General features: G+C 30.0%; 23 protein-coding genes. 14 read left to right on the top strand and 9 right to left on the bottom strand.

The window, feature by feature from the left end; all coding sequences use genetic code 11:
* Positions 1–27 precede the first annotated feature (27 nt).
* Genes dapF through QHG34_RS08735 form a run of 3 tightly spaced genes read left to right on the top strand, consistent with a single transcriptional unit; the run spans position 28 to position 3266 of the window.
* Complete coding sequence (gene dapF / locus QHG34_RS08745; protein WP_282629801.1) at positions 28–804, top strand: diaminopimelate epimerase; 777 nt, start codon at positions 28–30, stop codon at positions 802–804.
* Positions 805–813: 9 nt separating this feature from the next.
* Complete coding sequence (mltG, locus tag QHG34_RS08740) at positions 814–1836, top strand: endolytic transglycosylase MltG (RefSeq protein ID WP_282629800.1); 1023 nt, start codon at positions 814–816, stop codon at positions 1834–1836.
* Between the two features lie 29 nt (positions 1837–1865).
* The gene (locus QHG34_RS08735; RefSeq protein WP_282629799.1) at positions 1866–3266 is read left to right on the top strand and encodes an FAD-dependent oxidoreductase; all 1401 of its coding nucleotides are present in this window, start codon (positions 1866–1868) and stop codon (positions 3264–3266) included.
* Positions 3267–3310: 44 nt separating this feature from the next.
* Here QHG34_RS08735 and QHG34_RS08730 read toward each other — a convergent pair whose 3' ends face one another.
* The 9 genes from QHG34_RS08730 to panB all read right to left on the bottom strand — a co-directional run bounded on the left by QHG34_RS08730 (position 3311) and on the right by panB (position 12913).
* Complete coding sequence (locus QHG34_RS08730) at positions 3311–5998, bottom strand: TonB-dependent receptor (protein ID WP_282629798.1); 2688 nt, start codon at positions 5996–5998, stop codon at positions 3311–3313.
* A 92-nt stretch (positions 5999–6090) separates the two neighbouring features.
* Positions 6091–6867, bottom strand: coding sequence for a GLPGLI family protein (locus QHG34_RS08725; protein ID WP_282629797.1), 777 nt, complete (start codon positions 6865–6867; stop codon positions 6091–6093).
* A gap of 138 nt (positions 6868–7005) precedes the next feature.
* A complete protein-coding gene (gene pncA / locus QHG34_RS08720; RefSeq protein ID WP_282629796.1) occupies positions 7006–7608 on the bottom strand; it encodes a bifunctional nicotinamidase/pyrazinamidase in 603 nt (200 codons plus the stop codon).
* A gap of 102 nt (positions 7609–7710) precedes the next feature.
* Positions 7711–8487: a GLPGLI family protein gene (locus tag QHG34_RS08715; protein ID WP_282629795.1), complete on the bottom strand. Its 777-nt coding sequence runs from the start codon at positions 8485–8487 to the stop codon at positions 7711–7713.
* A gap of 69 nt (positions 8488–8556) precedes the next feature.
* Positions 8557–9348: a GLPGLI family protein gene (locus QHG34_RS08710; RefSeq protein WP_282629794.1), complete on the bottom strand. Its 792-nt coding sequence runs from the start codon at positions 9346–9348 to the stop codon at positions 8557–8559.
* Positions 9349–9454: 106 nt separating this feature from the next.
* Positions 9455–10447 carry a glycosyltransferase family 2 protein gene (locus QHG34_RS08705; RefSeq protein ID WP_282629793.1) on the bottom strand — a complete coding sequence of 331 codons (993 nt, stop codon included), beginning with the start codon at positions 10445–10447 and terminating at the stop codon, positions 9455–9457.
* 12 nt (positions 10448–10459) lie between these two features.
* Positions 10460–11320: a lysophospholipid acyltransferase family protein gene (locus QHG34_RS08700; protein WP_282629792.1), complete on the bottom strand. Its 861-nt coding sequence runs from the start codon at positions 11318–11320 to the stop codon at positions 10460–10462.
* 24 nt (positions 11321–11344) lie between these two features.
* Positions 11345–12028, bottom strand: a complete 684-nt coding sequence (locus QHG34_RS08695; RefSeq protein ID WP_282629791.1) for an RluA family pseudouridine synthase — start codon at positions 12026–12028, stop codon at positions 11345–11347.
* A 69-nt stretch (positions 12029–12097) separates the two neighbouring features.
* Positions 12098–12913 (bottom strand): 3-methyl-2-oxobutanoate hydroxymethyltransferase, encoded by an 816-nt coding sequence (gene panB / locus QHG34_RS08690; RefSeq protein ID WP_282629790.1) that lies wholly within the window; start codon positions 12911–12913, stop codon positions 12098–12100.
* A 240-nt stretch (positions 12914–13153) separates the two neighbouring features.
* On the opposite strand from panB, the gene QHG34_RS08685 reads away from it, so the two are divergent.
* From QHG34_RS08685 to QHG34_RS08635, 11 genes are all read left to right on the top strand, one after another.
* Positions 13154–14320 (top strand): nucleotide sugar dehydrogenase, encoded by a 1167-nt coding sequence (locus QHG34_RS08685; RefSeq protein ID WP_282629789.1) that lies wholly within the window; start codon positions 13154–13156, stop codon positions 14318–14320.
* Positions 14321–14342: 22 nt separating this feature from the next.
* A complete protein-coding gene (rfbB, locus tag QHG34_RS08680) occupies positions 14343–15389 on the top strand; it encodes a dTDP-glucose 4,6-dehydratase (RefSeq protein WP_282629788.1) in 1047 nt (348 codons plus the stop codon).
* Positions 15390–15449: 60 nt separating this feature from the next.
* Positions 15450–16310: an ABC transporter permease gene (locus QHG34_RS08675; protein WP_282629787.1), complete on the top strand. Its 861-nt coding sequence runs from the start codon at positions 15450–15452 to the stop codon at positions 16308–16310.
* A gap of 16 nt (positions 16311–16326) precedes the next feature.
* The gene (locus QHG34_RS08670; protein WP_282629786.1) at positions 16327–17586 is read left to right on the top strand and encodes an ABC transporter ATP-binding protein; all 1260 of its coding nucleotides are present in this window, start codon (positions 16327–16329) and stop codon (positions 17584–17586) included.
* A gap of 15 nt (positions 17587–17601) precedes the next feature.
* Positions 17602–18573 (top strand): hypothetical protein, encoded by a 972-nt coding sequence (locus QHG34_RS08665; RefSeq protein ID WP_282629785.1) that lies wholly within the window; start codon positions 17602–17604, stop codon positions 18571–18573.
* A gap of 6 nt (positions 18574–18579) precedes the next feature.
* The gene (locus QHG34_RS08660; protein ID WP_282629784.1) at positions 18580–19422 is read left to right on the top strand and encodes a glycosyltransferase family 2 protein; all 843 of its coding nucleotides are present in this window, start codon (positions 18580–18582) and stop codon (positions 19420–19422) included.
* Positions 19423–19599: 177 nt separating this feature from the next.
* A complete protein-coding gene (locus tag QHG34_RS08655) occupies positions 19600–20424 on the top strand; it encodes a glycosyltransferase family 2 protein (protein ID WP_282629783.1) in 825 nt (274 codons plus the stop codon).
* Complete coding sequence (locus QHG34_RS08650) at positions 20424–21275, top strand: glycosyltransferase (protein WP_282629782.1); 852 nt, start codon at positions 20424–20426, stop codon at positions 21273–21275. Before QHG34_RS08655 ends, QHG34_RS08650 begins: the two co-directional genes overlap by 1 nt.
* The gene (locus QHG34_RS08645; RefSeq protein WP_282629781.1) at positions 21265–22263 is read left to right on the top strand and encodes a hypothetical protein; all 999 of its coding nucleotides are present in this window, start codon (positions 21265–21267) and stop codon (positions 22261–22263) included. The genes QHG34_RS08650 and QHG34_RS08645 overlap by 11 nt, the downstream gene beginning before the upstream one ends.
* On the top strand, positions 22263–23237 hold the full coding sequence (locus tag QHG34_RS08640) for a hypothetical protein (protein ID WP_282629780.1): 975 nt from the start codon (positions 22263–22265) through the stop codon (positions 23235–23237). The genes QHG34_RS08645 and QHG34_RS08640 overlap by 1 nt, the downstream gene beginning before the upstream one ends.
* A gap of 19 nt (positions 23238–23256) precedes the next feature.
* Positions 23257–23934: a glycosyltransferase gene (locus QHG34_RS08635; RefSeq protein WP_282629779.1), complete on the top strand. Its 678-nt coding sequence runs from the start codon at positions 23257–23259 to the stop codon at positions 23932–23934.
* Positions 23935–24159 lie beyond the last annotated feature (225 nt).

Raw genomic sequence — 24159 nt, 5'->3', positions numbered from 1 at the left:
CTTTACTTTGTTTAAAATTTAATAAAATTGAAACTAAAGTTTTATAAATATCAAGGAGCAGGAAATGATTTTGTGATGATTGATGATCGTGAAGAAACATTTCCAATTTCTACAGAATTGATCAATAGGCTTTGCGACCGTAATTTTGGGATAGGAGCAGATGGATTAATTTTGTTACAAAACGATGATGAATTGGATTTTAGAATGGTCTATTTCAATTCTGATGGTAACGAAAGTACAATGTGTGGAAACGGAGGACGTTGCATTATTCGTTTTGCAAATGATTTGGATGTTGCTTCTGACAAAATGACATTTAATGCAATTGATGGTTTACATCAAGGTGTTGTAGACGGAAATGTAATTCGATTACAAATGATTGATGTAAACGAAGTAGAAGATCATGACAGATATTTATTTATGAATACTGGTTCGCCTCATCACGTTCAGTTTGTAGAAAACGTAGAAAATGTAAATGTATACGAAGAAGGTAAAACAATTCGTAACGGAGCTCCATATTTTGAGAAAGGATCTAATGTGAACTTTGTAGAAGTTTTACCAGATAATACATTGAAAATTAGAACATACGAACGTGGTGTAGAAGACGAAACGTTGGCTTGTGGTACAGGAATTACTGCGGCTGCGATTTCTGCATATGTCAAAAATTTAGTGGATAAAAAAGATATTCAGATAAAAGCAGTTGGAGGAAATTTATCTGTTAATTTTGAAGAAAATAATCATAACTTTGTCAATGTGTGGTTAAACGGACCTGCAGTAAAAGTTTTTGAAGGTGAAATTGAAATTTAATTCAATCCAATGAAAAAATTAAATTTAGTATTAATATTAATCTGTTCATTCGCTTTTGTAGGATGTACATTTATAGATGGTTTCAAAGGAAATGCAACCAAAGATGGTTTTATTTACATTTCTCGTGGAGCAAAATTTGAGCAAGTTTTAGATTCTTTAAAACCATTTTTGAAGGACGAAAAACTATTCAAACAATATGCAGAAGATTCTGATTATCCTGCAACAATTAAATCAGGTAAATACAAAATCAATCAATCAGATTCTAATCATGATATTATTGATCGTTTGCAAGGAGGAGAGCAAGAAGAAGTAAAACTTCGTATCAAGAATGAACCTACAATTTATCATTTAGCAGGTTCAGTTTCTAAGCAAATTGATATGGATTCGATTGAAGTTTTAACAGCGATTCGTGATTTTGTAAAAGAAAAAAACGATTCTACGTTGAATGATGAAACGGTGAAACAATATTTTATTCCAGAAACTTATTTTGTTTATTGGGGATTAACACCTGATAAATTTGTAGATAAAATGGTCGCTCAACACGATAAAGTGTGGAATGCTGATCGTCTTGCGAAAGCTAAAGCATTAAATATGACACCGCTTCAGGTAACAACATTAGCTTCTATCGTACAGTTAGAGTCTTCAGATAATATGGACGAACAACAACGTGTTGCACGTGCTTATATGAATCGTTTAGCGAAAGATATGCGTCTGGAAGCTGATCCAACTTCTATCTATGCTTATAAAATGGAAAACGGTTGGGATAAAAATGTACAACGTGTTTACAAAAAATGGACATGGTCGTCGAATGCATACAACACATATCGTAACAAAGGATTGCCACCAGCACCAATTTGTTTACCAAATTTAGGAGCAATTGATGCAGTATTATCACCTGCTAATCACGATTTTATATTCTTTGTAGCGGATCCTGCAAAACCAGGTTATCATATTTATACCAACGATTATCAAGAGCATTTAAAGAACGCTGAGAAATATAAAGAGTGGTTAAAGAAAAATAACATCAAATAGATTTGTATCTTTAGCTAAACCAAAAAGCTATGATACAAAATAATTATACCAAAAGAGAATTCCTAAAATTGCTTGGAACAGGCAGTTTAGGAATTTTTTTTATGTCTTTTTATTCCTTTGATAAGTTTTTAGATGATGATTTAATTTTATTAACAAAAGATGATGAGAAGTACGAATTGTACCGAAAATCATTTAATAAACGAATCAATAAATTTCCGAAATACATCGCAGTTTGTAAATCAAATGAAGCTGTAAAAAAAGCTGTTTTGTTTGCAAATGATAAGAAACTAAAAATTGCAATTCGCAGTGGTGGACATAGTTTTGAAGGATTTTCAAACAACGATAATGGCTTATTGATTCATCTTGGATTGATGAATACCATTTCGTGGCAAAAAGACAATTCTGTAAAGCTTCAACCAGCTTGTTTGTTACAAGAAATTTATGCAAACTTTTTACCTAAAAAAAGAATTCTACCAGCGGGTTCGTGTGGAACTGTTGGCGTAGGCGGTTTGGCTTTGGGTGGAGGTTACGGTTTTTTTAGCCGTAAGTACGGATTAATGTGTGATAGTTTGACTCGTATAAAAATGATTGATTACAAAGGGAATACTATTGATTCGGATAAAGATCCTGATTTGTTGTGGGCTTGCAAAGGTGGTGGAAATGGTAACTTTGGTGTAATTACAGAATTGTATTTTAAAACTTATCCAGCGCCAAATTCATTTAGTGCTTACCGAATGAAGTTTTCGAACTTAACTGTCGAGCGATTTACATCATTAATTAAATTATGGTTCAAATCGACACAAAATTTACCACTAGAAGCATTTTCTGCTTTTGTACTGAATGGTAAATTCTTGACCATTTTATTTACGAATTATCAATCGAATCAAACAGATTTTGAGAAACAGTTTTCAGAATTAATTTCAAAATCCGATGATTATCGTCCAATGAAAAATCGTAATTTGGCTGCAGCTCTTAAGAATTATTATGGTGTAAAAGAACCAATTTATTTCAAGAATGCTTCGGCTGGTTTGTACAATGGTATTGAGAATATAGAAAAGGGATTAACTGAAATTTTCAATAAAGTTGTTGCCGCTAAAGGAACAATTTATCAGATTAATACTTTGGGAGGAAAAATTAATGAAGTAAAAAGAACGGACTCGGCTTATCCGCATCGAGAGATTAATTATTTGAGCGAATTGCAAGCTTATTGGGATTCGCCAACACAAGAAGCTAAGTTGACTAAAGCTTTTGAAGAAATTCAACAAACTATCCGAAATTTAGGAAATACAAAGCAATACAGAAATTATCCAGATCTCAATTTTCCTGAAGCAAATTCATCTTATTTTGGAGATAATTTGACGCGTTTACAAAAACTTAAGAAGAAATACGATCCGAATAATGTTTTTGATTATCCTCAGGTTATAAAATAAAAAAAGCACTTCGATTGAAGTGCTTTTTCAGTTTATTTATTTTGTTAGAATTTGTATCTCAAACTTACAATAAAATATCTTCCTAATACATTACGAGTTGTTGTCGAAATGTAGTTGTCCGTGTTAGCACTCGATACAATTACATTATTTCCTAATAAGTTACCTCCAGTTACAGTTAAATAGGTCTTTTTAGCAATATTATAACGAACAGATGCGTTCCATTCTTTTGAAGAGTTTAATTCTTCTCCATCACGGTATTGTAAACGGTAAGAGAAATCTGATTGAACTAATAATTTATCAGTTGCAGACCAAGCAGCTTCTGCATAAGGACGCCATGTTGTAAATTTTTGTTCATACAATGCTTTGAAATTAGAGATGTTAAGGTTTAATCCTGCTTTTAACTCAAATTTCTTTTTGAATGTAAATGTATTGATTAAGTTATACGATTGATTAGATGAGGTATTGTTAATTGATTTTACAGTATTATCATCTTTTCGACCAGTATAGGTGTAATAATCAGAGAAATTTAAATTAGCATTGAATCTTAAATCATACCATTTCGCTAATCTTTTCCATACCATTGCACCAACGCTATAATTTTCATTTGTATAATCAGAATTTAATAACGTATTAATCTGTGTTTGGTTTTCTTGATTAAATGTAGAAGATGTAACGATTCCTTTTTCATTTTTAGAATATGATAACCAAGTATTGAAACTAAAGAATTTGAACGAATTATAATGTCCGAAGCTTAACGAAGCATTGTGAGATAGTGTTTGTCTTAAACCTCTATTTCCTTCAAAAACACTAAAGTAACTTTGTAAAACATACGAGTCTGTTAAATCTTTTGCATTAGGAAATTGATATTTTTGATCATAACTTGCTCTAATACTTGTCGCATTGCTAAACTTATAACTTAATGTACCATGAGGTAAAATTTTCGTTTCATTAAATTTAGCTTTTGTTCCGTCAAGGTAGTTAGCATTTTCAGTGAAAAAAGTTAATCCAGCTCCTAAATCTGCCTGGAAATTTCCAAACTTCTTAGTTAATGTAACATCTCCAAATGTTTCGTTATAATCAAAATTAGTATCACTTGCTGTTTTTGGCGCAGAAACTAAAGTTTGATAATCATATAATGAATTTTCAAAATCTTGGAAGCTAAAGTTTGTTCCTATCTTGAATTTAATGTTTGATGTATTTGTTAACAAATGATTGTAAACCGAATATAATTGGAACGTATTAACGTTATACTCTTGGTTTTGATTTAGGTTATATTGATTGTTGATATTTGTTAAATTGCCAAAAATTTTAAATGGTTCATTCTTCGAAAATATTTGATAATCTGGCGTTTCGTGTTGAAGTTGATGACGTAAATAGAATCCGATATTATCATCGCGACCAATTTTTTTGATGTACGATAAGTTTTGACTAAATCTGAAGTTTTGACGATCAGTAAGATTATATCTAAATCCATCTTTCTGACCATTTTTATAACTATCAACAGATTGTTCATCTTCATTTTTCAGATAATTGAAATCTAAATTATACTTAATTTGACCTTTATCATTTGGATTATAATCAATCTTGATGCGAGCCATTCCCATCATAGTATTGTTTTTGTTGCGTTGTTCGTCAACTGTTGTGAACGGATTATCTAACGAGTTATAGAAACGTTCTACTTTAGAATTATACTTGATATTGTTTGTGTTAACTAATCCAAAACCTGTAATTCTAAGTTTTTTATTCGGTTCTACACCATAATGTAAAGCACCATTGTAAGTATTCATGTCTGGAGCATTAGATTCCGAAGGAAACATAAAACCAGAAGTTCCACCTCTAATAGATAGTTGGCTACCATCGTTCATAAAACTTGACATTCCACCAAAGAAAGTCATGTAATCGTCTTGATCAAAAACACGTTTTCCAAATGTATTGAAGTCATTAATTGTTGTGGCATCACTTTTTTCTGAGAAGTAGAAAATTTTTGCTTGCGCATCTGTGTGTTTATCGGCATCTCCACCAATTGTTACATTACCAAATGCAATACGTTTCATATCTTCTTTTAGCTCGATGTTTAACGAAAATTGTTCGTCATCTTCTTGTAACGAAGAAGCAAAAGGATTTGATTTGAATTTTGTGTTTAACTGGATTTTTGAAACCGCGTCTGATGGTAAGTTTTTGTTCAATAATTTTTCATTACCACCCAAAACTTCACGTCCACCAACAGTAACCTGCGACATTGGTTTCCCTTTGTACATTACTTTTCCGTTTACAACCTCAATTCCAGGAAGTTTTTTAAGAATATCTTCTAAAGTTTCCTCATTTCCAACCTTGAAAGAATCTGCATCAAACTCAATTGTATCACCTTTTATTTTGATGGCTTGCTGAGCTTTTACAATTGTTTCTTTTAAAGAAATTTCTTTTCCTTTTACTAATTTTACTTTTTTGTTGACATTCTCAGTTAAATCCACATTTTCTACATGCGTTTCGTAACCAGCTTGTTCAATTTCAACATCGTACTTTTGACCACAAGGTAATTTAAATTCAAATTCACCAACGTTGCTCGTAAAAACAAAGCCTTTTCCTTCGTTTTTACTGTCAAAAATAGAGACTGAAGCGTCAGTAACAGGAATTCCGTTTTCGTCGGAAACTGTACCTTTCAATTTACACTCTTGTGCAAAAGTGTGTTGACTAGCGGCAATAAATAAAAAAAGATAAAGTAATTTCTTCATATGTGTTATTTTGATATATACTCTTAGTAGAGTTGGTTGTTTAAGAAATCACCAGTTCTTGTAGATGAAGAACTGATGATTTTTTTTATAGTTTATTTGGTGTCTACACCACTATTCATCTGTTCTTGGTATTTTTTCTGAAGATCAGTCATAATCTTCATAAATTGATCTTGTGTTACAACTTCACCTTTTGTTGGTAAAGCAATTTTTAATTCTTTTTCTGAAATTTTCAGCTCTTTCAACGTATAAATCATTGTAGCTCCATTTGCATCAAATTGAGCTTTTACAATCAAACCTGGTAAACCAGCCAAAGAAGTTGGTCCATCTTTTACTGGAATTGCAGGTGCGTACCATGCTGTAACAGGGATAGAATCCATCATGACACCTTCTGCTTTTGTAACTTGATAACCAGCAATATCAGATTTTTCACGCGAGATTTTCCATTTATAATCTGGAATTTTATCTTTGATTAAATAATTTTTACCCATCATATCAACTTCTTTGTAATATAAATTAGGAGTTGATGTAAAATCTTTATAAGTTGGTTTATTATCAAACGTTGCCATTTGTTGAGCAATTATTCCAGTTCCACCTTGTCCATTGTTTACTTTCTGCTCTAATGTAAAAGTTGAATTTTTTGAGTTGCTTTTAAAGAAATAGGTCATAAAAATACCAGCATCTAATTCAGCTTTTAGCATAGGACCAAATTGAGCTTTGTACGCTTCTGGAATAGTTTTCATTGTTTTCTCATAATCCATTTTAACTTCCATAATGTAAGTTGCATCGATGTTCTGAGTTTTATTGTCTTGTGCCAAAGAAATTGTTGTTGTGATAATTCCTAAAGCAACTGTTAAAAGTGATTTCTTCATAGTTTCTATATTTTATTAGTTAGTCTAAAAGAACAAACTAATGTTACAGAATTTGATTGAATTTTTATAATAAAAAAATGTCATTCAACTAATTAAATTAATTTAAATGACATTTTAGAACCTTGTTATTGTAAGTTTTTATAATAAGTAAGTCGAAACTTTTCCTCCTTTCTTTACAAAATCTTCTTTTAACTCATCAAAATATTCAGGATTGATGGCGCGTGTAGAGCCTTCCAAAATATTTGTTGTGTATCCTAATGCCAATGCGTCCTTTGCTGTGTAATACACACAATAGTCTGCAGCTAATCCGCAAATGTAAACACTTGTAACGTTGTGGTCTTTTAAATAACCATCAAGACCTGTCGGATTTTTTTTATTTACATCAAAAAAAGCACTGTACGAATCTACATTCGGATTCATTCCTTTACGAATAATTGCGCTAATTTTATTTTGTTTCAAATCTTTGTGCAATTCTGCACCTTTTGTACCTTGTACACAGTGATCTGGCCAAAGTACCTGTTTTGTTCCATTTAATTCTATCACATCAAACGGAACTTTACCTGAGTGTTGCGAAGCAAAACTTTTATGATTTGCTGGATGCCAATCTTGTGTTGCAACAACAAGGTCAAATTTATCTTGTAATTTATTGATACGATCAATAAGTTGATCTCCTTCGTTTACAGCTAAAGCACCACCTGGTAAGAAATCGTATTGCATGTCTACGATAATTAATGCTTTCATAGTCTTTTTATTTTTTTGTTTATTATGATGATTAAATATAAGCTAATCTTCTTTTAATTAGCACTATTTTTTATTAAAAATAAACTAAAAATAATGAGTGATTTAATCTCGTTTATTTACACCAGAATTTCGCATTTCTTCAAATCGACTACGTTGCTCTTGCATTAATTTATTATACTCTTTTTGAGTAATTGTATTCTTATCTTTTGGTTTTTCAATTGTTTTTGTGCTTGATGAAGTTTTAAGATCAGTTAAACTTATGATTCTTGTACCTTTCATCATTCCTCTATCAAATTTTGTTTCCACTTCTGCAATTAATCCAGGTAGACCCCAATAATTTTCGGGTCCAGTTTTGTATTTCAATGTCGGAATATACCAAACTGTTGTTTGTACGCTGTCTATAATTGCGGTTGCTTTTTTAGCTTCGTTTCCTAGGATTGTTTTTGTTTCGCGCGTTAATTTCCAATCAAAATTTTGTAAAGAATCTTTAATAACATAGCTTTTTCCCATGACATTTTGTTCTTTCAAAATTTGATGAGTTGTACTATTTTTATAGATATTATCTCCATTCATAGCCATCATTCGCATTCCACCTCTCATTCCTCTTGAACCTTGACTTTGATCATTTGAAATTTTTTCGACCATTTTATAAACAGATTCATCTCCAAGAATAGTTAAAACAGCTTCTTGTGGTTCTTGTATATTTTTCTTGAATTGCTCTTGCATTTCTTTTGGCATTGTTCGTCCATCTCCACGAGGTTGAAACGAAAAGTCATCTGGCAAAATCATTCGAGAAGTATAAGTTACTTCTAACTTTTCTTGTTGTGCAAAAGCTAGGAAACTAAATAGTAAAACAAAAATTGAAATTATTTTTTTCATAATTGTTGTGATTTATTCTATTAGACAACAAAAACGCTCAATTGTTTAATCAAAATCAAAAAAATAAGTTTAATCTTTTTTATCAACACTTTCTGTTCGCATTTCTTCGAAACGTGCCATTTGTTTTTTTGCTAATTCTTCAAAATCTTTTTCCGAAATAACATTCTTTTCTTTTGGCTTTTCTATTGGTTTCATGTCTGCAACTTCCTTTACTTCGGTTGCTCTGATTGTTACATTTCCAAATCCTTTTTTATCAGTTTTTTTAGTATTGATAATCTCTAATTCTAAAATTAATCCTGGTAAACCATTGTACATTAATGGACCATCTTTTACAGCAATACTCGGTGTATACCATGCAACGATAGTTCTTGTACTATCAATAACAGCAGTTGCTTTTTTGACATCAAAACCAATTAACTTCTTTGTTTCGCGCGTCAATTGCCATTTGTATTCGGTTAATTTATCTTTTATCAAATAGGACTTGTCCATTAAATTTGAGCTTTTAGCATACTCTTTTGTAACTAAATCTTTATAAATACCATTTCCTCCTCCAGAAAAACCGACAGACACTGAAAAACCACCGTTTGTTTGACCATTACTTATTTTTTCAACTTTTTTGTAAGTAGAAACATTATCATAAATAGTTAAAGTGTAATCTTTTGGCTCTCCCATGCTTTTAAACATATTGTCGTAAAAATCTTTAGGTAAATTAACAGAACCTGTCGATTCAACTTTCATGTTTTTCTTTAATTCTTCTACGTTAACTTCAGTAGTTTCTTGATAATTCACTTCAAGTTTTTGAGCAAAAGATGTAGTTGTAAGCAAAGAGCAAAATGTAAATAATGTCAATATTTTTTTCATAGTAGTTTTATTTGTACTACAATGATAATAATATTTTTTAATTCTACAATAATAGAATTAAAAAATTATAGAAATTTTAAGAAATGATATAATGTTTGAAGTGTAATTAGTTCAAATCCTTAAAGTACTGGCGTTTTTGTACGAAATATTGAAAAGGCAATAATTCTTTATCAGAATAATTTTTAATTTGATGTTGTTGACGCTTTTTGTACATCTTAAAGAAACCTCTGTAAAAGTGCATATGAGAGATGAAGACAGCCCAAACATGTGGTAAACCTTGCTTTGGTAAAAATGCAATAGAAGCAATTCCGTCCATAGAAAGGCGTGTGAAAATCATTGGGAAAAGCTTGCTTGCAGGTAGATTTTTAAGCATCATCCACAAACTATTGCGGTAATTTAAATACCATTTTTTTGGATTGGATTTATCCAAAGTTGCACCACCCAAATGATAAACAGTTGATTCTCCACAATAATAAATTTTTCGACCAGCATTGTTTAATCGCCAACATAAATCAATTTCTTCCATATGAGCAAAAAAATCTTCGTCAAAACCATTTTGTTCAAAGAAATCTTTTTTTCGAATGAATAAACTAGCACCCGTAGCCCAAAAAATTTGTGTGGTGTCGTTGTATTGTCCATTGTCTTTTTCTAAAGTTGAAAAAACACGTCCTCGACAAAATGGATAACCAAATTTATCAATGAAACCTCCTCCAGCACCGGCATATTCAAAATACTCTTTGTTTTTGTAGTCTAATATTTTGGGTTGAATTGCGGCGATATCAGGATTGTTGTCAAACATTTTTTCAATTGGTTCAATCCAATTTTCAGTTACTTCAACATCCGAATTTAACAAACAAAAATATTCTGCATCAATCTGTTTTAAACCTTCATTATAACCTTGCGCAAAGCCATAATTTCCTTTGTTCTGGATGATTTTTATTGAAGGAAATTGAGTTTTCAACAATTCGATTGAGTTGTCAGTCGACGCATTATCAATTACATAAATTGTTGCGTTTCTAGAATTGTTAATAACCGAAGGTAAAAATTGAGGCAATAATTTTTCGCCATTCCAATTTAGGATTGCAATTGCTGTTTTCATGAATATTTAAAATTACAAATCGGCGTATTTCCAACGCTTGTGGCTCCAAAGCCAATTATCTGGATGTTGTTGAATGGTTTGTTCTAAATGATGAAAAAATTGATGAACAATTTCATTTTCTTCAAATTTCTCTTGTTGAGGTTGTAGTCGAATAAAAGTTGTGTGATAATGACCTCGTTTTATTTTCTCGGTTTGACAGAATACAACTCCCATATCTTTGCGTCGAGCAATTTTATCAAAACCATTAAAAACAGGCGTTCTCTGATTGAGAAAATCAATAAAATAATGAACTGCCGATTGTTTTGGACTTTGATCTGCGACAAATAAATAGGCTAATTCTCCATCATTTGGAGCTTTCATCATAAAACGTAACACATCTTTCATATCCAATGCTTTTGTGCCAAAACGACCACGCATCGCATTGATTTTATCGTTCCAAAAAGGATTTCTAATTTTATGATAAACAGCTGCACTTTCTTTTGTTGGTAAATGTTTTACCGTTCCAATAAACCATTCCCAATTGAAAATATGTCCACACATCATCATGACATCTCGTTTTTCAGTTTTTATTTCATTAAAAATGTCGAGATTAGAATAGGTAAATCGTTTGTCCAATTCTTCTTGAGAAATAGAAAAACTTTTTAAAGTTTCAACCAAATAATCACAAAAGTTCGCATAGAATTTCTTGTGAATTGCTTTGATTTCTTCGTGAGATTTTTCGGGAAAAGAGTTTTCTAAATTTGTTCTAATAACGCGTCTTCTATAACCAATAACCGTGTACAACAGAAAGAACAGAAAGTCTGAAAATCTATATAAAACCGAAAGTGGTAAACGTGAAATTTGATAAATTATGAAATAAAAAATGCTGTTCATTTGACAAACAAATAAGCTACAAATTTACGAATTAAATTTGTTCGTTGCTTGCCAAATTGCATCTTTCGGAACTGGAGCTACAATTGTCATTTCTTCTTTTTTGACAGGATGTTCGAATGTAATGCGATGCGCATGTAAACAAATGCTTCCGTCAGGATTAGAACGTTTAGCACCGTATTTTAAATCGCCTTTGATAGGACAACCAACAGAAGAAAGTTGCGCGCGAATTTGATGCGAACGACCTGTAAATAACTTTACTTCGACACAATGAAAAGTATCTAAAGCACCTAAATACGTATATTCTAAAATTGCTTTTTTTGCATCAGCAGTAGGTTTAGAATAAACTGTTGTTTTATTATTTTTAGGATTTTTCTTTAGATAATGTTCTAATCTTTCGAAGTCTTTTGGTGGTTTGCTTTGTACAATGGCACGGTAAACTTTGTCAATATTTCGTTTCTGAAACATTTCGTTCATTCGTGTCAATGCTTTCGAAGTTTTAGCAAAAATCAACACACCAGAAGTTGGACGATCCAAACGATGTACCAATCCCAAGAAAACATTTCCAGGTTTGTTATCGCGTTGTTTTATATAGTCCTTTAGACTATCTATAAGTGGAATGTCGCCTGTTTCGTCTCCTTGTGCTAATTCGCCTGCTTTTTTGTTAATGATTAACAAATGATTATCTTCGAATAAAATTTCTGGATTCATGTTTGAGTTTTAAGTGATGAGTTTTGAGTTATGAGAAGAAACTCAAAACCCAAAACTTTCAACTAAAATTTAATATTGTTCATTCGCATTTGGAAAGTCGCCCGATTTTACATCCGCAACATATTGTCCAATTGCTTGGTGAATTTGATCTTCTAAGTTTAAATATTTACGAACAAATTTTGGTTTGAATTCGTTGTTAAGTCCTAACATATCGTGTACAACTAAAACTTGCCCATCACAACCAGTTCCTGCTCCAATTCCTATTGTAGGAATATTAACCGCTGCAGTAACTTTAGAAGCTAAATCAGCAGGAATTTTTTCCATTACTAATGAAAAACATCCTAATTCTTCTAACAGCTTAGCATCAGTTAGCAATTTTTCTGCTTCTTCGTCTTTTTTTGCACGAACTTTATACGAACCAAATTGATAGATAGATTGTGGTGTAAGACCTAAATGTCCCATAACAGGAATACCAGCATTTACAATACGACGAATAGATTCTTCAATTTCTTTTCCTCCTTCTAATTTGATTGCGTGTGCTCCAGATTCTTTCATAATTCGAACAGAAGATTCTAAGGCTTTTTGTGGATCAGATTGATAAGTTCCGAAAGGTAAATCAACCACAACCAAGGCACGTTTTGCACCACGAACCACGCATTGTGCATGATAAATCATTTGGTCTAATGTGATTGGTAAAGTTGTCTCGTGTCCAGCCATTACATTGGCAGCAGAATCACCAACTAAAATAATTTCAGTTCCTGCAGCATCAACTAAAGTTGCAATTGTAAAATCATAAGCTGTTAACATCGAAATTTTTTCACCTTGAAATTTCATGTTACGAATGGTTTCGGTAGTAATTCGTTTGATTTCTTTATTTACAGACATTACGTTTAATATTTTAAGTTTTGTAAAGTTAATTTGAATATTAAAATAGAACTAATTTTGTTTGAAGTTTTTCAGTTTTCATTTTAATTAATCATGTTAATTCATGGCTTAAAAAGATTTATAGCGTATTATTTAATTGTAAATACTTAGTTGTCTATTCCCTCATTTTTAGTAAATTGGTGGTCATATTAGAGAAATTCACTAAATTTGTTCTCTTAAACTAATTATAAATAACCATAAATGAAAATAGCAATAGTAGGAACAGGCTACGTAGGTCTATCTAATGCCATTTTATTAGCTCAACACAATGAGGTAGTTGCATTAGATGTTGTTCCAGAAAAAATTGCAATGCTCAATGCAAAAAAATCACCAATTGAAGATACAGAAATTATAGATTTTTTGCAGAATAAGGAGCTTAATTTTCTTGCAACTTTAGAAAAAGAAACTGCATATACTAATGCAGAATATGTGATTGTTGCAACACCTACAGATTACGATCCAAAAACAAACTACTTTAATACATCAAGTGTAGAATCGGTTATAAATGATGTCAAACAATATAATCCGAATGCGATTGTTATTATAAAATCAACTGTTCCAGTTGGATTTGTTGAGGATTTAAAAGATCGATTAGATTATCAAAATATTATTTTTTCTCCTGAATTTTTGAGAGAAGGAAAAGCTTTATACGACAATTTGTATCCATCAAGAATTATTATTGGTGAGCAAAGCGAAAGAGCAGAAGTTTTTGCAAATTTGTTGAAAGAAGGAGCAATTAAGAAAGATATTCCGACGTTGTTTACACATTCAACAGAAGCAGAAGCAATCAAATTATTTTCTAATACCTATTTAGCATTGCGTGTCGCTTATTTTAATGAGTTGGATAGTTATGCGCAAACTTTCAATTTGGATAGTAAACAAATCATCGAGGGTGTTGGTTTGGATCCTCGTATAGGTTCGCATTACAACAATCCTTCGTTTGGTTATGGCGGATATTGTTTGCCAAAAGATACGAAGCAATTATTGGCTAATTATGATGCAGTTCCGAATAATATTATTCAAGCCATTGTTGATGCAAACAGAACGCGAAAAGATTTTATTGCAGATTCTATCATCGCTAAAAATCCAAAAAAAGTTGGTGTTTACCGTTTGATCATGAAATCGGGTTCAGATAATTTTAGAGCTTCAGCAATTCAAGGCGTTATGAAACGTATCAAAGCAAAAGGAATTGAAGTGGTGGTTTATGAGCCAGTTCTGAAGGAGGATTCTTTCTTTGGATCTAAAGTGGTAAAAGATTTTGAAGCTTTTAAACAAGAATGTGACGTGATTATCTCGAATCGAAATGCGCCAGAATTGGCTGATGTGCAAGAGAAAATTTATACACGCGATTTATTTGGAAATGACTAATACTAACAACTATAAAAATACTATGAAAACAATCTTAATCACTGGAGGAGCCGGTTTTATTGGTTCTCACGTTGTAAGAGAATTTGTTTTGAATTATCCTGAAACGAAAATTATCAACCTTGATGCACTAACGTATGCAGGTAATTTAGAGAATTTGAAAGATATCGAAAGTAAATCAAATTACGAATTCGTAAAAGCTGATATTACAGATGCAAAACATATTTTAGAAGTTTTTGAAAAACATCAACCAGATGGAGTAATTCATTTAGCTGCGGAATCTCACGTGGATCGTTCGATTACAAATCCGTTAGAATTTGTGATGACGAATGTGATTGGAACTGTAAATTTATTGAATGCCGCAAAAACGATTTGGAACAATAATTTTGAAGGAAAACGTTTTCATCATGTTTCGACAGATGAGGTTTTTGGTGCTTTAGGGGATGAAGGATTTTTTACGGAAGAAACTTCTTATGATCCTCATTCTCCATATTCGGCTTCAAAAGCGTCTTCGGATCATTTTGTGAGAGCTTATCACGATACATATGGTTTACCAATTGTGATGACGAATTGCTCAAACAATTACGGACCAAATCATTTTCCAGAAAAATTGATTCCGTTATGTATTCATAATATTTTGAATGGAAATCCACTTCCAATTTATGGAGATGGAAAATATACACGCGATTGGTTATTCGTAATCGATCATGCCAAAGCAATTGATTTAGTTTTCCACGAAGGTAAAAATGGAGGCTCTTACAACGTTGGAGGCTTCAATGAGTGGAAAAACATCGATTTGGTGAAAGAATTGTGCAAGCAAATGGACGAAAAATTAGGGAAAGAAGCAGGAACTTCGGAACAATTAATCACATTTGTGAAAGATCGTCCAGGGCATGATTTACGTTATGCGATTGATGCAACAAAAATCAACGAAGAGTTAGGTTGGAAGCCAAGTGTGACTTTCGAACAAGGTTTGAGTCTAACAATCGATTGGTTTTTATCAAACAAAGAATGGCTAGACAATGTAACGTCTGGTGATTACCAAAATTATTACGAAAAACAATATAATTAAATAGTTTTAGGTTCTGGAAATAGAACCTAAAATTTTAAACAACCTAAATTTATTTATTTTATGAGTTTAAACTCAGAAACAAATCAAAATTGGTCTAACGTAATTACTTCAAAAAATAGTTTATTTTCTTTAAATTTAAAAGAAGTTTGGCGTTACCGAGATTTGGTTTATATGTTAGTGAAACGTGATTTTATTACGTCTTTCAAACAGACTATATTGGGGCCGATTTGGTTTTTTATCAATCCCATTTTTACTACTGTAATGTATGTCATTATTTTTGGAAATGTAGCAGGTTTATCAACTGATGGAACTCCAAAAATGGCTTTTTACTTGGCAGGTGTTACTCTATGGAATTATTTTTCTTCTTGTCTTACAGGAACAGCTTCTGTTTTTAGAGGAAATGCTTCTATTTTTGGGAAAGTCTACTTTCCTCGTTTGGTCATGCCTCTTGCTGTTGTAACATCTAATTTAATGCGATTCGGTGTTCAGTTCACATTATTTATTATAGTTGTGTTGTATTATTATTTTACTGGTGCATCTATAGAACCAAATATATGGTTATTAGCAACACCATTTTTAATTATTTTAATGGCTGCATTTGCGCTAGGAACAGGAATGATTTTATCATCTTTAACAACGAAATACCAAGACGTAAATATGTTATTGGGATTTGGTGTTTCATTAGCAATGTACGCGACACCAGTCATTATGCCTTTATCATCTTTTCCTGATAAATACAGATGGTTGGTTGAATTAAATCCTTTAACAGGTGTTTTTGAATGTTTCAAATATGGATTTTTAGGTAAAGGAGACTTTACTATTGGTTTATTAGGTTATTCAACTGTGGTGATTTTTGTTCTTTTAGTAATAGGGACATTAATTTTCAATAAAGTTGAAAAATCTTTTATGGATACTGTTTAATTTTAAGAATTTAATGATGTCAAAAAATATAGTTTTAGATGTTGAAAATGTTTCAAAACAGTATCGTTTAGGTGAAGTTGGAACAGGAACATTACAACATGATATTAAACGTTGGTGGGCGAATGTTACAGGTAAGGAAGATCCTTATCTTAAGATTGGCGAAACCAATGATCGTACACAGAAAGGAGATTCGGATTACATTTGGGCGTTAAAAGATATTAACTTTCAAGTCGAGCAAGGACAAGCTGTCGGTATTATTGGACGAAATGGAGCGGGTAAATCAACTTTGTTGAAATTACTTTCTCGTGTTACAAAACCAACTACAGGTTCTATCAAATATAAAGGTCGTATTGCTTCTTTATTAGAAGTTGGTACAGGTTTTCATCCTGAGATGACTGGTCGTGAAAATATTTATTTAAATGGTGCTATTCTTGGAATGACACGAAAAGAAATCACACGTAAGTTTGATGAAATTGTTGATTTTGCAGGAGTAGAACGCTATGTTGATACACCAGTTAAGCGTTATTCATCTGGGATGTATGTACGTTTAGCTTTTGCTGTAGCAGCACACTTAGAATCTGAAATTTTGATTGTAGATGAGGTTTTAGCTGTTGGTGATGCCGAGTTTCAAAAGAAATGTTTGGGTAAGATGGGTGATGTGACTAAAGGTGAAGGACGTACTATCTTATTTGTGAGTCATAATATTGGTGCAGTTAGAGAGTTATGTACACATGGTATTTTAATGAATAATGGAGGTTTACTATTAGATGGTAATATCGATCAGTGTATTACTGAATATCAGAAAAACCATGATCAATTATCTTCATATAATCATTTAAATAGTGATCGAGTTTTTGAGAACGAGAATATAAAAGTGAAGTCATTTAATGTAAAGGCTAAAGAAGGAAATTCTATTACAATAAAATCTGGAATTGATATTGAGATCGTGTTTGAGAATAAAATGACAAATGTGGATTTAGATTTAGCTTTTTATTTTAGAAATACAATGGAGGAAACAATTTTTAGTACAGCATTATTTATTGCAGATAAAAACCAATTAGAGAAGAAAGATTATAAAGTATCATTTAATATACCTGCATATACTATCAATGAGGATACTTATTATTTCGAAATGTTTTGGGGAGCAAATAGGTCTGAGACAGCATTCAAATTTACAGAAATTGGGTTTGATGTGTTTAATGTTGAAAATAGTTTTGGCGAAATTATAAAATCGCCAGGTATTTTATCTCCTAATATTACTTATAATATTTACTAATTTTTAAATATAATTATGCTTCTAAATATTATTTTTTCATATAATAGGGCAATGCAATTGGATTTTCTTCTAAGATCAATAATAAGTAGATTTAAGATCGATAATTATTCAATTGCTGTTATTTATCACACAACAGGTAATCATAATATAGGGTATGATTTATTAAAAAAAAAATATAAGGAATACAATTTTATTAAGTTTTATGAACGTTCAGAAGGGTATGATTTAGGGATTTTACCTGCATTAAATTGTAGATCTCATTTTAAATTTTTTAATAAATATCATTTTAAAAATAAAAAGAGAGATAATTTTAAAGGTCTTTTAGAAAACCTTTTAAAGTCAGCTTCACATGAGTTTGTAATGTTTGATACAGATGATGGCTATTTTAATTCGGATTTCACAATAAGTAATGATGTTTTAAATTTGATTCGGAATAATAAAACACAAGTTTCTTATAGAAATTATGTTGGTGAAAATATTGAAGGTTATCCTGATTATGTAAAAGATTGGGGTGAATTTAAATTGTGGGATTATTATTATGACAATACTAAAATAACGCATTGGTCGTATCCCTTTTCTGTAGATGGAACGATTTATCATACAAAAGGATTGTTATCAATAATTAGCAGGGTTGCATATCATAATCCTATAACATTTGAAGATCGTGTTTTCCACTTTGTAAAAAGAAATAAACTTTTAGGAATAGGATTAAGTCCTAAAAAGTCAATTTTAAATGGAACTGTACTTAATAGAGTTTCAGTTGATACAAATAATGCAGCATTGAATATAGATATTAATTTTTTAAATGAAAAATTTATTGAAGGATATGAATTAGAGTTAGTATTTCCTGAAAGAAGTAATCATGTTAATATAGTTCCTTTAATTGTTTCTATAAAAAAAGATAATTCAAGTAAGGTTATCTATGAAATAGATGAATATGGGCAGTCAATTCAAAATAAATTCGGACCTGAAGGTTCTAAAAATTAATTTGATATGAGTATTAGTATTTTAATAGCAAACTATAATAATGGATACTTTTTCAAAGACTGTTATGATAGCTTAATGAGACAGAGTCATCAGGATTTTGAAGTGATTGTTCTAGATGATTGCTCTACTGACAATTCTGTAGAGATGATTAAATCCATTATTAGTGAAGATAAAAGATTTAAGCTTTTTCAAAATGAAGAAAACAAAAAAGTAGGTTTCACAAAGAGACGATTGGTGGAACTTGCTTCAAATGAAGTTTGTGGTTTTCTAGATCCTGACGACGCATTAGAACCTCATACTTTAGAAATTATTTTAAATTATCATAATAACAATACAGAAGTAGGCTTAATTTATTCTAATTTCATATTCTGTAATGAAAAACTTGAAAAACAAAATGTACATTACGCAACACAAATCACAGAATTAGATCAACATTATCTTAATTTTCAAGGAGAAATTTCGCATTTTGCAACTTTCAAAAAATCAATTTACAATAAAACTACAGGTATTGATATTTTTCTCAAAATCGCAGAAGACAAAGATTGGTACATGAAAATGTGTGAAGTAGCTCCTGTGCTGTATATAGATGAAGATCTTTATTTATACAGAATACATAACGGTGGTATTTCTACAAATAAAAATGCAGAAAAAGCCTATTTCTGGCATTGGGTTGCTTTAATCAAGATGGCTGAAAGAAGAAATGTTAATATTGAAGAACTATTTATTGATAATTTTGTAAATAGGAAAGATTATGACAACATTTCTACTAAATTAGAGTTACTAAAAAAATCAAGACTACTAAAATTATTGTATAAATTGGGTTTGTTTAAGGGGTATAAATATTTGTAGAATAAGACTTTTATTTCGATCTAAATATTTTATTAAACAAGACCTAACCAAGTTACATAACAAGATTTAAATTGTGTATTTGTATTTAAGCTTTTGTTAGAAATAATCATTTGTATATTCTTATAAATGAAGTAACTTTGTAAATAACCTAAATTAGAAATACTTAAAATACACTTCATGCAACAACTTCTTATCTCGGTTATTGTTCCTTGCTACAATCAGTCTATTTATATGGACGAATGTCTACAATCAGTACTAGATCAGACTTATCAAAATTGGGAATGTATTATAGTGAATGATGGTTCACCAGACAACACTGAAGAAGTTGCATTACGTTGGGTGGAGAAAGATTCACGTTTTATTTATCTCAAAAAAGAAAATGGTGGTTTGTCTTCTGCTCGAAATGCAGGGATTGAAAAAGCAAAAGGAGAATGGATATTACCATTAGATTGTGATGATAAAATTGGCAATCAATATTTAGAATTAGCTTCTCAACAGTTTGACAATGATTATACAATTATTTATAGCGAAGCAGAGTTTTTTGGAGATCAAATAGGGAAATGGGATTTGCCTGAGTATAATTATGAAAATTTACTGCAATCTAATCTAATCTTTTGTTCTGCCTTTTTTAAAAAAGATGATTGGTTAGAGGCTAAAGGTTATGATGAGATTTTAACTTTTGGTAGAGAAGACTGGGATTATTGGCTTTCAATAATAACTTCAGAATCTAAAGTTTTTTGTCTTAATTATATTGGATTTTATTACAGAAGGAAAGGAAACTCAATGGATGTAGCAATTAATAAAAGCTTGAAAAAAAGAAATTTTACTGAAAATTATATTTTTAAAAAACATTTATCAAAATATTTACACTATAATGAGAACGCAATCGTTAATTATAGACTTATTAATAATAAATTGGATCAATTTAAAAAAACGAATACTCAGATTTATAAGAATATGTTCACTCGTTTCTTGTTTAAGTTAATTAAATTATTTTCATAATGCTTTCAATCATTGTTTCTTCTTACAAAGAAGACGATTTTAATCAGTTTTCTAAAAATGTCAAAGAAACGATTGGAGATGATTTTCAGTATGAAATTATCCAACAATGGAATCCTGGCATTATGGGCATTTGTGAAGCTTACAATAAAAGTGCAGAGCAAGCTCAATACGAGAATTTATTATTTGTCCACGAAGATATTTTGTTTGAAACAGAAGATTGGGGAAAAATTTTAATAGATTATCTAAAAATAGATCATATTGGTTGTATAGGAGTTGCTGGTGCAAATTATATTCCTAATACACCAACACCCTGGTGGGAAATTGATAGTTATAAAAATTCACATCTGTCACACTATAATAAAAAGACCAATAAGAGATACAACTATACTTTTGAAACTACAGAAAATGGATTGTTAAATTCTAAATTACTTGATGGTGTTTTTATTACCTGTCGAAAAGATATTTGGAAACAAATCAAGTTCAATGAAAATTTAAAAGGCTTTCATGGTTATGATATTAATTTTAGTTTAAAAGTATCAGAAAATTTTCAAAATTATATAACGAATAAAATTTCTATAGTTCATTTTTCTCATGGTAGTTTGACCAAAGAATGGTTAGAAAATTTGATTATAGCTTATAAAGAATCTAATTCAGTTAATCCGACAATCGACAAAAATACTGAGTTATACAGTTTTAATTATTTTGCAAATCAGCTAAGATATTTGAATTTTACTATGGAAGATAAAATGATGTACCTTAATCAATATATATCATACAAAAAATTAGGACTGAAGAATTGGATTAAAGCAAAACGTAAGATAAAATTAATTAAAAAGTATTATGAATGTTAAGTCTCGAATTTTAATAGTAAATCCTTTATTTCGAAATTTATTTATAAGTAACTGTAAAGATATATTAAAAGATAAATTTGAGATTGACGAATTTTTCATTAAACATAGTTATCAATATAACAAATTTACAGTTTTTTATCATAAAATTGTAAACTTGTTCAATATACATTTTCTTAAAAAAAGAGATTATTATAAACGTTTGGAAGAGAGAAGACAAAATGATTATTACCAAAATTGTCTTGAAAATATTAGTAATAACCATTATGAAAAAATACTTTTTTGTAGAGGGGATAGGATTCCTACTTTTGTATTAGCAAAACTTTCAAAACAAGCAAAAGAGATAATTAATTATCAATGTGATGGAGTAAAAATGTGTCCTGATATTTTTCAAAAAAAGGATTATTTTACAAAAATATATAGTTTTGAAAAAGACGACATCATTAATTATCCAGATTTAAAAATGGATTTTATAACTAATTTTTATTTTAAAAATTATAATGATATTTTAAATGAAATAGAATATGACTTTTATTATCTCGGAGTTGGGATTGATCAAAGAATTAAAATTTTATCTGAATTCGATAATTTATTTTCATCTTATAAAAAAAGATTTTTGTTATCTGGTTCAAAACTAGGAGAAAGTAATGATTCGATTGAATATTTTATTAATCCTATTGATTATAAAAATAATTTACTAGAGGCTAAAAAAGCTTTTTGTCTTATAGATTTAAAATTAGAGAGTCATAATGGATTATCTTTTAGATTTTATGAATCTTTATATTTTCAGAAAAAACTTATTACTAACAATAAAGATGTTGTTAATTACGACTTTTATAATTCAAATAATATATTAATAGTTGATTATGATAACCTTATTAAGGATGATATTGAAAGATTTTTACAATTAGAGTATATAGAAATTAATCAAAATATTGTAGAAAAATATTCTTTTGATGTATGGCTAAAACAGATTTTAAATATTAATTAATGCCATCCGTACTTTTCATATACAAAAACATCAATCTTGCTAAACAGTTTGCAAAGCATTTCAAATTGAATGGCTACTCTTTGTATGAATTTTATGACGAGCCGATTCCTTATTATGAATTTTCGGGATTGCAACGTTTGGAGAATATCTATTATCGAGTTGTTAAAAAAGACACGCAGCATATTCACAATATTAATTATCGTAATTTTATTAATCTTACAGATAGAAAGCTAAAGCAATTACAAAAACAGAATTTAAACTTTGATTATTGTTTCGTTATTCGGGGTGATTTAATTCCCAAAAATGTGTTAGAATATGCACGTTCAGTTTCCGGAAAGATGATCGATTATCAATTAGATGGATTAGCAGTTTCAGAAAAAATATTGGATTATGACAACTTATTCGATCAAATCTATGTTTTTGACAAACAAGACGTGATTGATTATCCCAACTATAATCTAAAAGCGATTACTAATTGCTTTTTTGAAGAAGATAATCAAGAAAAAATAGAATGGGATATTTACTATACAGGAGCTGGATTAGATGAAAGAGTCAAGAAAATTAAACTACTTATAAATCAGATTAAAGCGAGTAATTTTAAGTTAAATATTAATTTATTGACAGGTGAAGATGTAACTTTAGCTGATAATGTCAAGTTTCTTAAACATGGAATTTCCTATGAAGAAAACATATTGTTAACGAAGAAATCAAACGTTTTATTAGATTTTAAAAGAGAGGAACATGATGGATTATCGTTGAGGTTTTTTGAGGCATTAAACTTTAATAAAAAAATTATTACCGATAATAAATCGGTTGTAGAATATGATTTTTATAATCCCAAAAATATATATATAACTGATTTCAATAATTTTAATGGTTTAATCGATTTTTTAGAAACTCCGTATCAAGATGTTGATGAATTGATTAAATCAAAATATAATTTCAAGAACTGGATCCATCAAATATTATGTTAATTAAAAATACTTTTTTATAATGCTTTCAATTATTATATCATCTTATCAAATTGATTATCTTGAGCAGTTTAAAAGAAATGTAGAAGTTACAATTGGTTGCGATTTTGTTTATGAGATAGTTACTGTACAGAATAATAATGAATATTCAATAAACGAAGCATATAATAAAGGAGGAAAAAAGGCTAACTATGATAATTTACTTTTTATACATGAAGATGTTATTTTCAGAACAAATGATTGGGGAGATAAATTAGTCGCCCTATTGAAGAAAGAAAATGTAGGATGTATTGGCGTAGCCGGGGAAGATTATGAATCTTTCTTTCCTTCTTATTGGTTTTCTAATCCAAATAAAAAATGTCATTTTATTCAAGATTCAAAAGATGGAGAAATTTTGATGGAAAAAGTAAATTTTAAAAATGATGTATTAGATCCAATTGTATCATTAGATGGAGTATTTATAGCTTGTACAAGAAAAGTTTTTGAAGAATTTTTATTTGATGAAAATATAAAAGGATATCATGGTTACGATTATGATTTTTCTGTAAGAGTAGCAAGTGCTTATCAAAATTATATAACTTCAGAAATTTTAATTAAACACTTTTCTACAGGAGGTTTATCAAAAGAATGGTTACAAAGTTTATTATTTGTACGAAAAAAGAATGGTTTTTTATCCTCATATAAATTAATAAATAAATAAAGAGTTAGAGTTATCAAAAGCATATAGTCTAATCTTATTACTAAAAAAATATAACTTTACTACAAAACAAATTTTTTTAATTGTAGCAAATTATTTATCAATTAGAAATGTTGGATTATTAAACTGCTTGAAAATTATTAATAGATTGTGTAATCTTCCCTAAAAACCGGACCGTTTAAAAATATAGTTTATTAACTTAGGGATAATTATGAAACAGAGCAATTT

This window comes from Empedobacter sedimenti (assembly GCF_030005555.1).
Lineage (GTDB): Bacteria > Bacteroidota > Bacteroidia > Flavobacteriales > Weeksellaceae > Empedobacter > Empedobacter sedimenti.
Note: the sequence above shows the minus strand (reverse complement) of the source record. Positions and strands in the feature narration are given on the sequence as shown.

What these genes read in the sequence shown, in the direction of transcription:
- mltG (WP_282629800.1), top strand. Translation starts at nt 814, where the DNA reads ATGAAAAAATTAAATTTAGTATTAATATTAATCTGTTCATTCGCTTTT.
- QHG34_RS08735 (WP_282629799.1), top strand. Translation starts at nt 1,866, where the DNA reads ATGATACAAAATAATTATACCAAAAGAGAATTCCTAAAATTGCTTGGA.
- QHG34_RS08730 (WP_282629798.1), bottom strand. Translation starts at nt 5,998, where the DNA reads ATGAAGAAATTACTTTATCTTTTTTTATTTATTGCCGCTAGTCAACAC.
- QHG34_RS08725 (WP_282629797.1), bottom strand. Translation starts at nt 6,867, where the DNA reads ATGAAGAAATCACTTTTAACAGTTGCTTTAGGAATTATCACAACAACA.
- pncA (WP_282629796.1), bottom strand. Translation starts at nt 7,608, where the DNA reads ATGAAAGCATTAATTATCGTAGACATGCAATACGATTTCTTACCAGGT.
- QHG34_RS08715 (WP_282629795.1), bottom strand. Translation starts at nt 8,487, where the DNA reads ATGAAAAAAATAATTTCAATTTTTGTTTTACTATTTAGTTTCCTAGCT.
- QHG34_RS08710 (WP_282629794.1), bottom strand. Translation starts at nt 9,348, where the DNA reads ATGAAAAAAATATTGACATTATTTACATTTTGCTCTTTGCTTACAACT.
- QHG34_RS08705 (WP_282629793.1), bottom strand. Translation starts at nt 10,447, where the DNA reads ATGAAAACAGCAATTGCAATCCTAAATTGGAATGGCGAAAAATTATTG.
- QHG34_RS08700 (WP_282629792.1), bottom strand. Translation starts at nt 11,320, where the DNA reads ATGAACAGCATTTTTTATTTCATAATTTATCAAATTTCACGTTTACCA.
- QHG34_RS08695 (WP_282629791.1), bottom strand. Translation starts at nt 12,028, where the DNA reads ATGAATCCAGAAATTTTATTCGAAGATAATCATTTGTTAATCATTAAC.
- panB (WP_282629790.1), bottom strand. Translation starts at nt 12,913, where the DNA reads ATGTCTGTAAATAAAGAAATCAAACGAATTACTACCGAAACCATTCGT.
- QHG34_RS08685 (WP_282629789.1), top strand. Translation starts at nt 13,154, where the DNA reads ATGAAAATAGCAATAGTAGGAACAGGCTACGTAGGTCTATCTAATGCC.
- rfbB (WP_282629788.1), top strand. Translation starts at nt 14,343, where the DNA reads ATGAAAACAATCTTAATCACTGGAGGAGCCGGTTTTATTGGTTCTCAC.
- QHG34_RS08675 (WP_282629787.1), top strand. Translation starts at nt 15,450, where the DNA reads ATGAGTTTAAACTCAGAAACAAATCAAAATTGGTCTAACGTAATTACT.
- QHG34_RS08670 (WP_282629786.1), top strand. Translation starts at nt 16,327, where the DNA reads ATGTCAAAAAATATAGTTTTAGATGTTGAAAATGTTTCAAAACAGTAT.
- QHG34_RS08665 (WP_282629785.1), top strand. Translation starts at nt 17,602, where the DNA reads ATGCTTCTAAATATTATTTTTTCATATAATAGGGCAATGCAATTGGAT.
- QHG34_RS08660 (WP_282629784.1), top strand. Translation starts at nt 18,580, where the DNA reads ATGAGTATTAGTATTTTAATAGCAAACTATAATAATGGATACTTTTTC.
- QHG34_RS08655 (WP_282629783.1), top strand. Translation starts at nt 19,600, where the DNA reads ATGCAACAACTTCTTATCTCGGTTATTGTTCCTTGCTACAATCAGTCT.
- QHG34_RS08650 (WP_282629782.1), top strand. Translation starts at nt 20,424, where the DNA reads ATGCTTTCAATCATTGTTTCTTCTTACAAAGAAGACGATTTTAATCAG.
- QHG34_RS08645 (WP_282629781.1), top strand. Translation starts at nt 21,265, where the DNA reads ATGAATGTTAAGTCTCGAATTTTAATAGTAAATCCTTTATTTCGAAAT.
- QHG34_RS08640 (WP_282629780.1), top strand. Translation starts at nt 22,263, where the DNA reads ATGCCATCCGTACTTTTCATATACAAAAACATCAATCTTGCTAAACAG.
- QHG34_RS08635 (WP_282629779.1), top strand. Translation starts at nt 23,257, where the DNA reads ATGCTTTCAATTATTATATCATCTTATCAAATTGATTATCTTGAGCAG.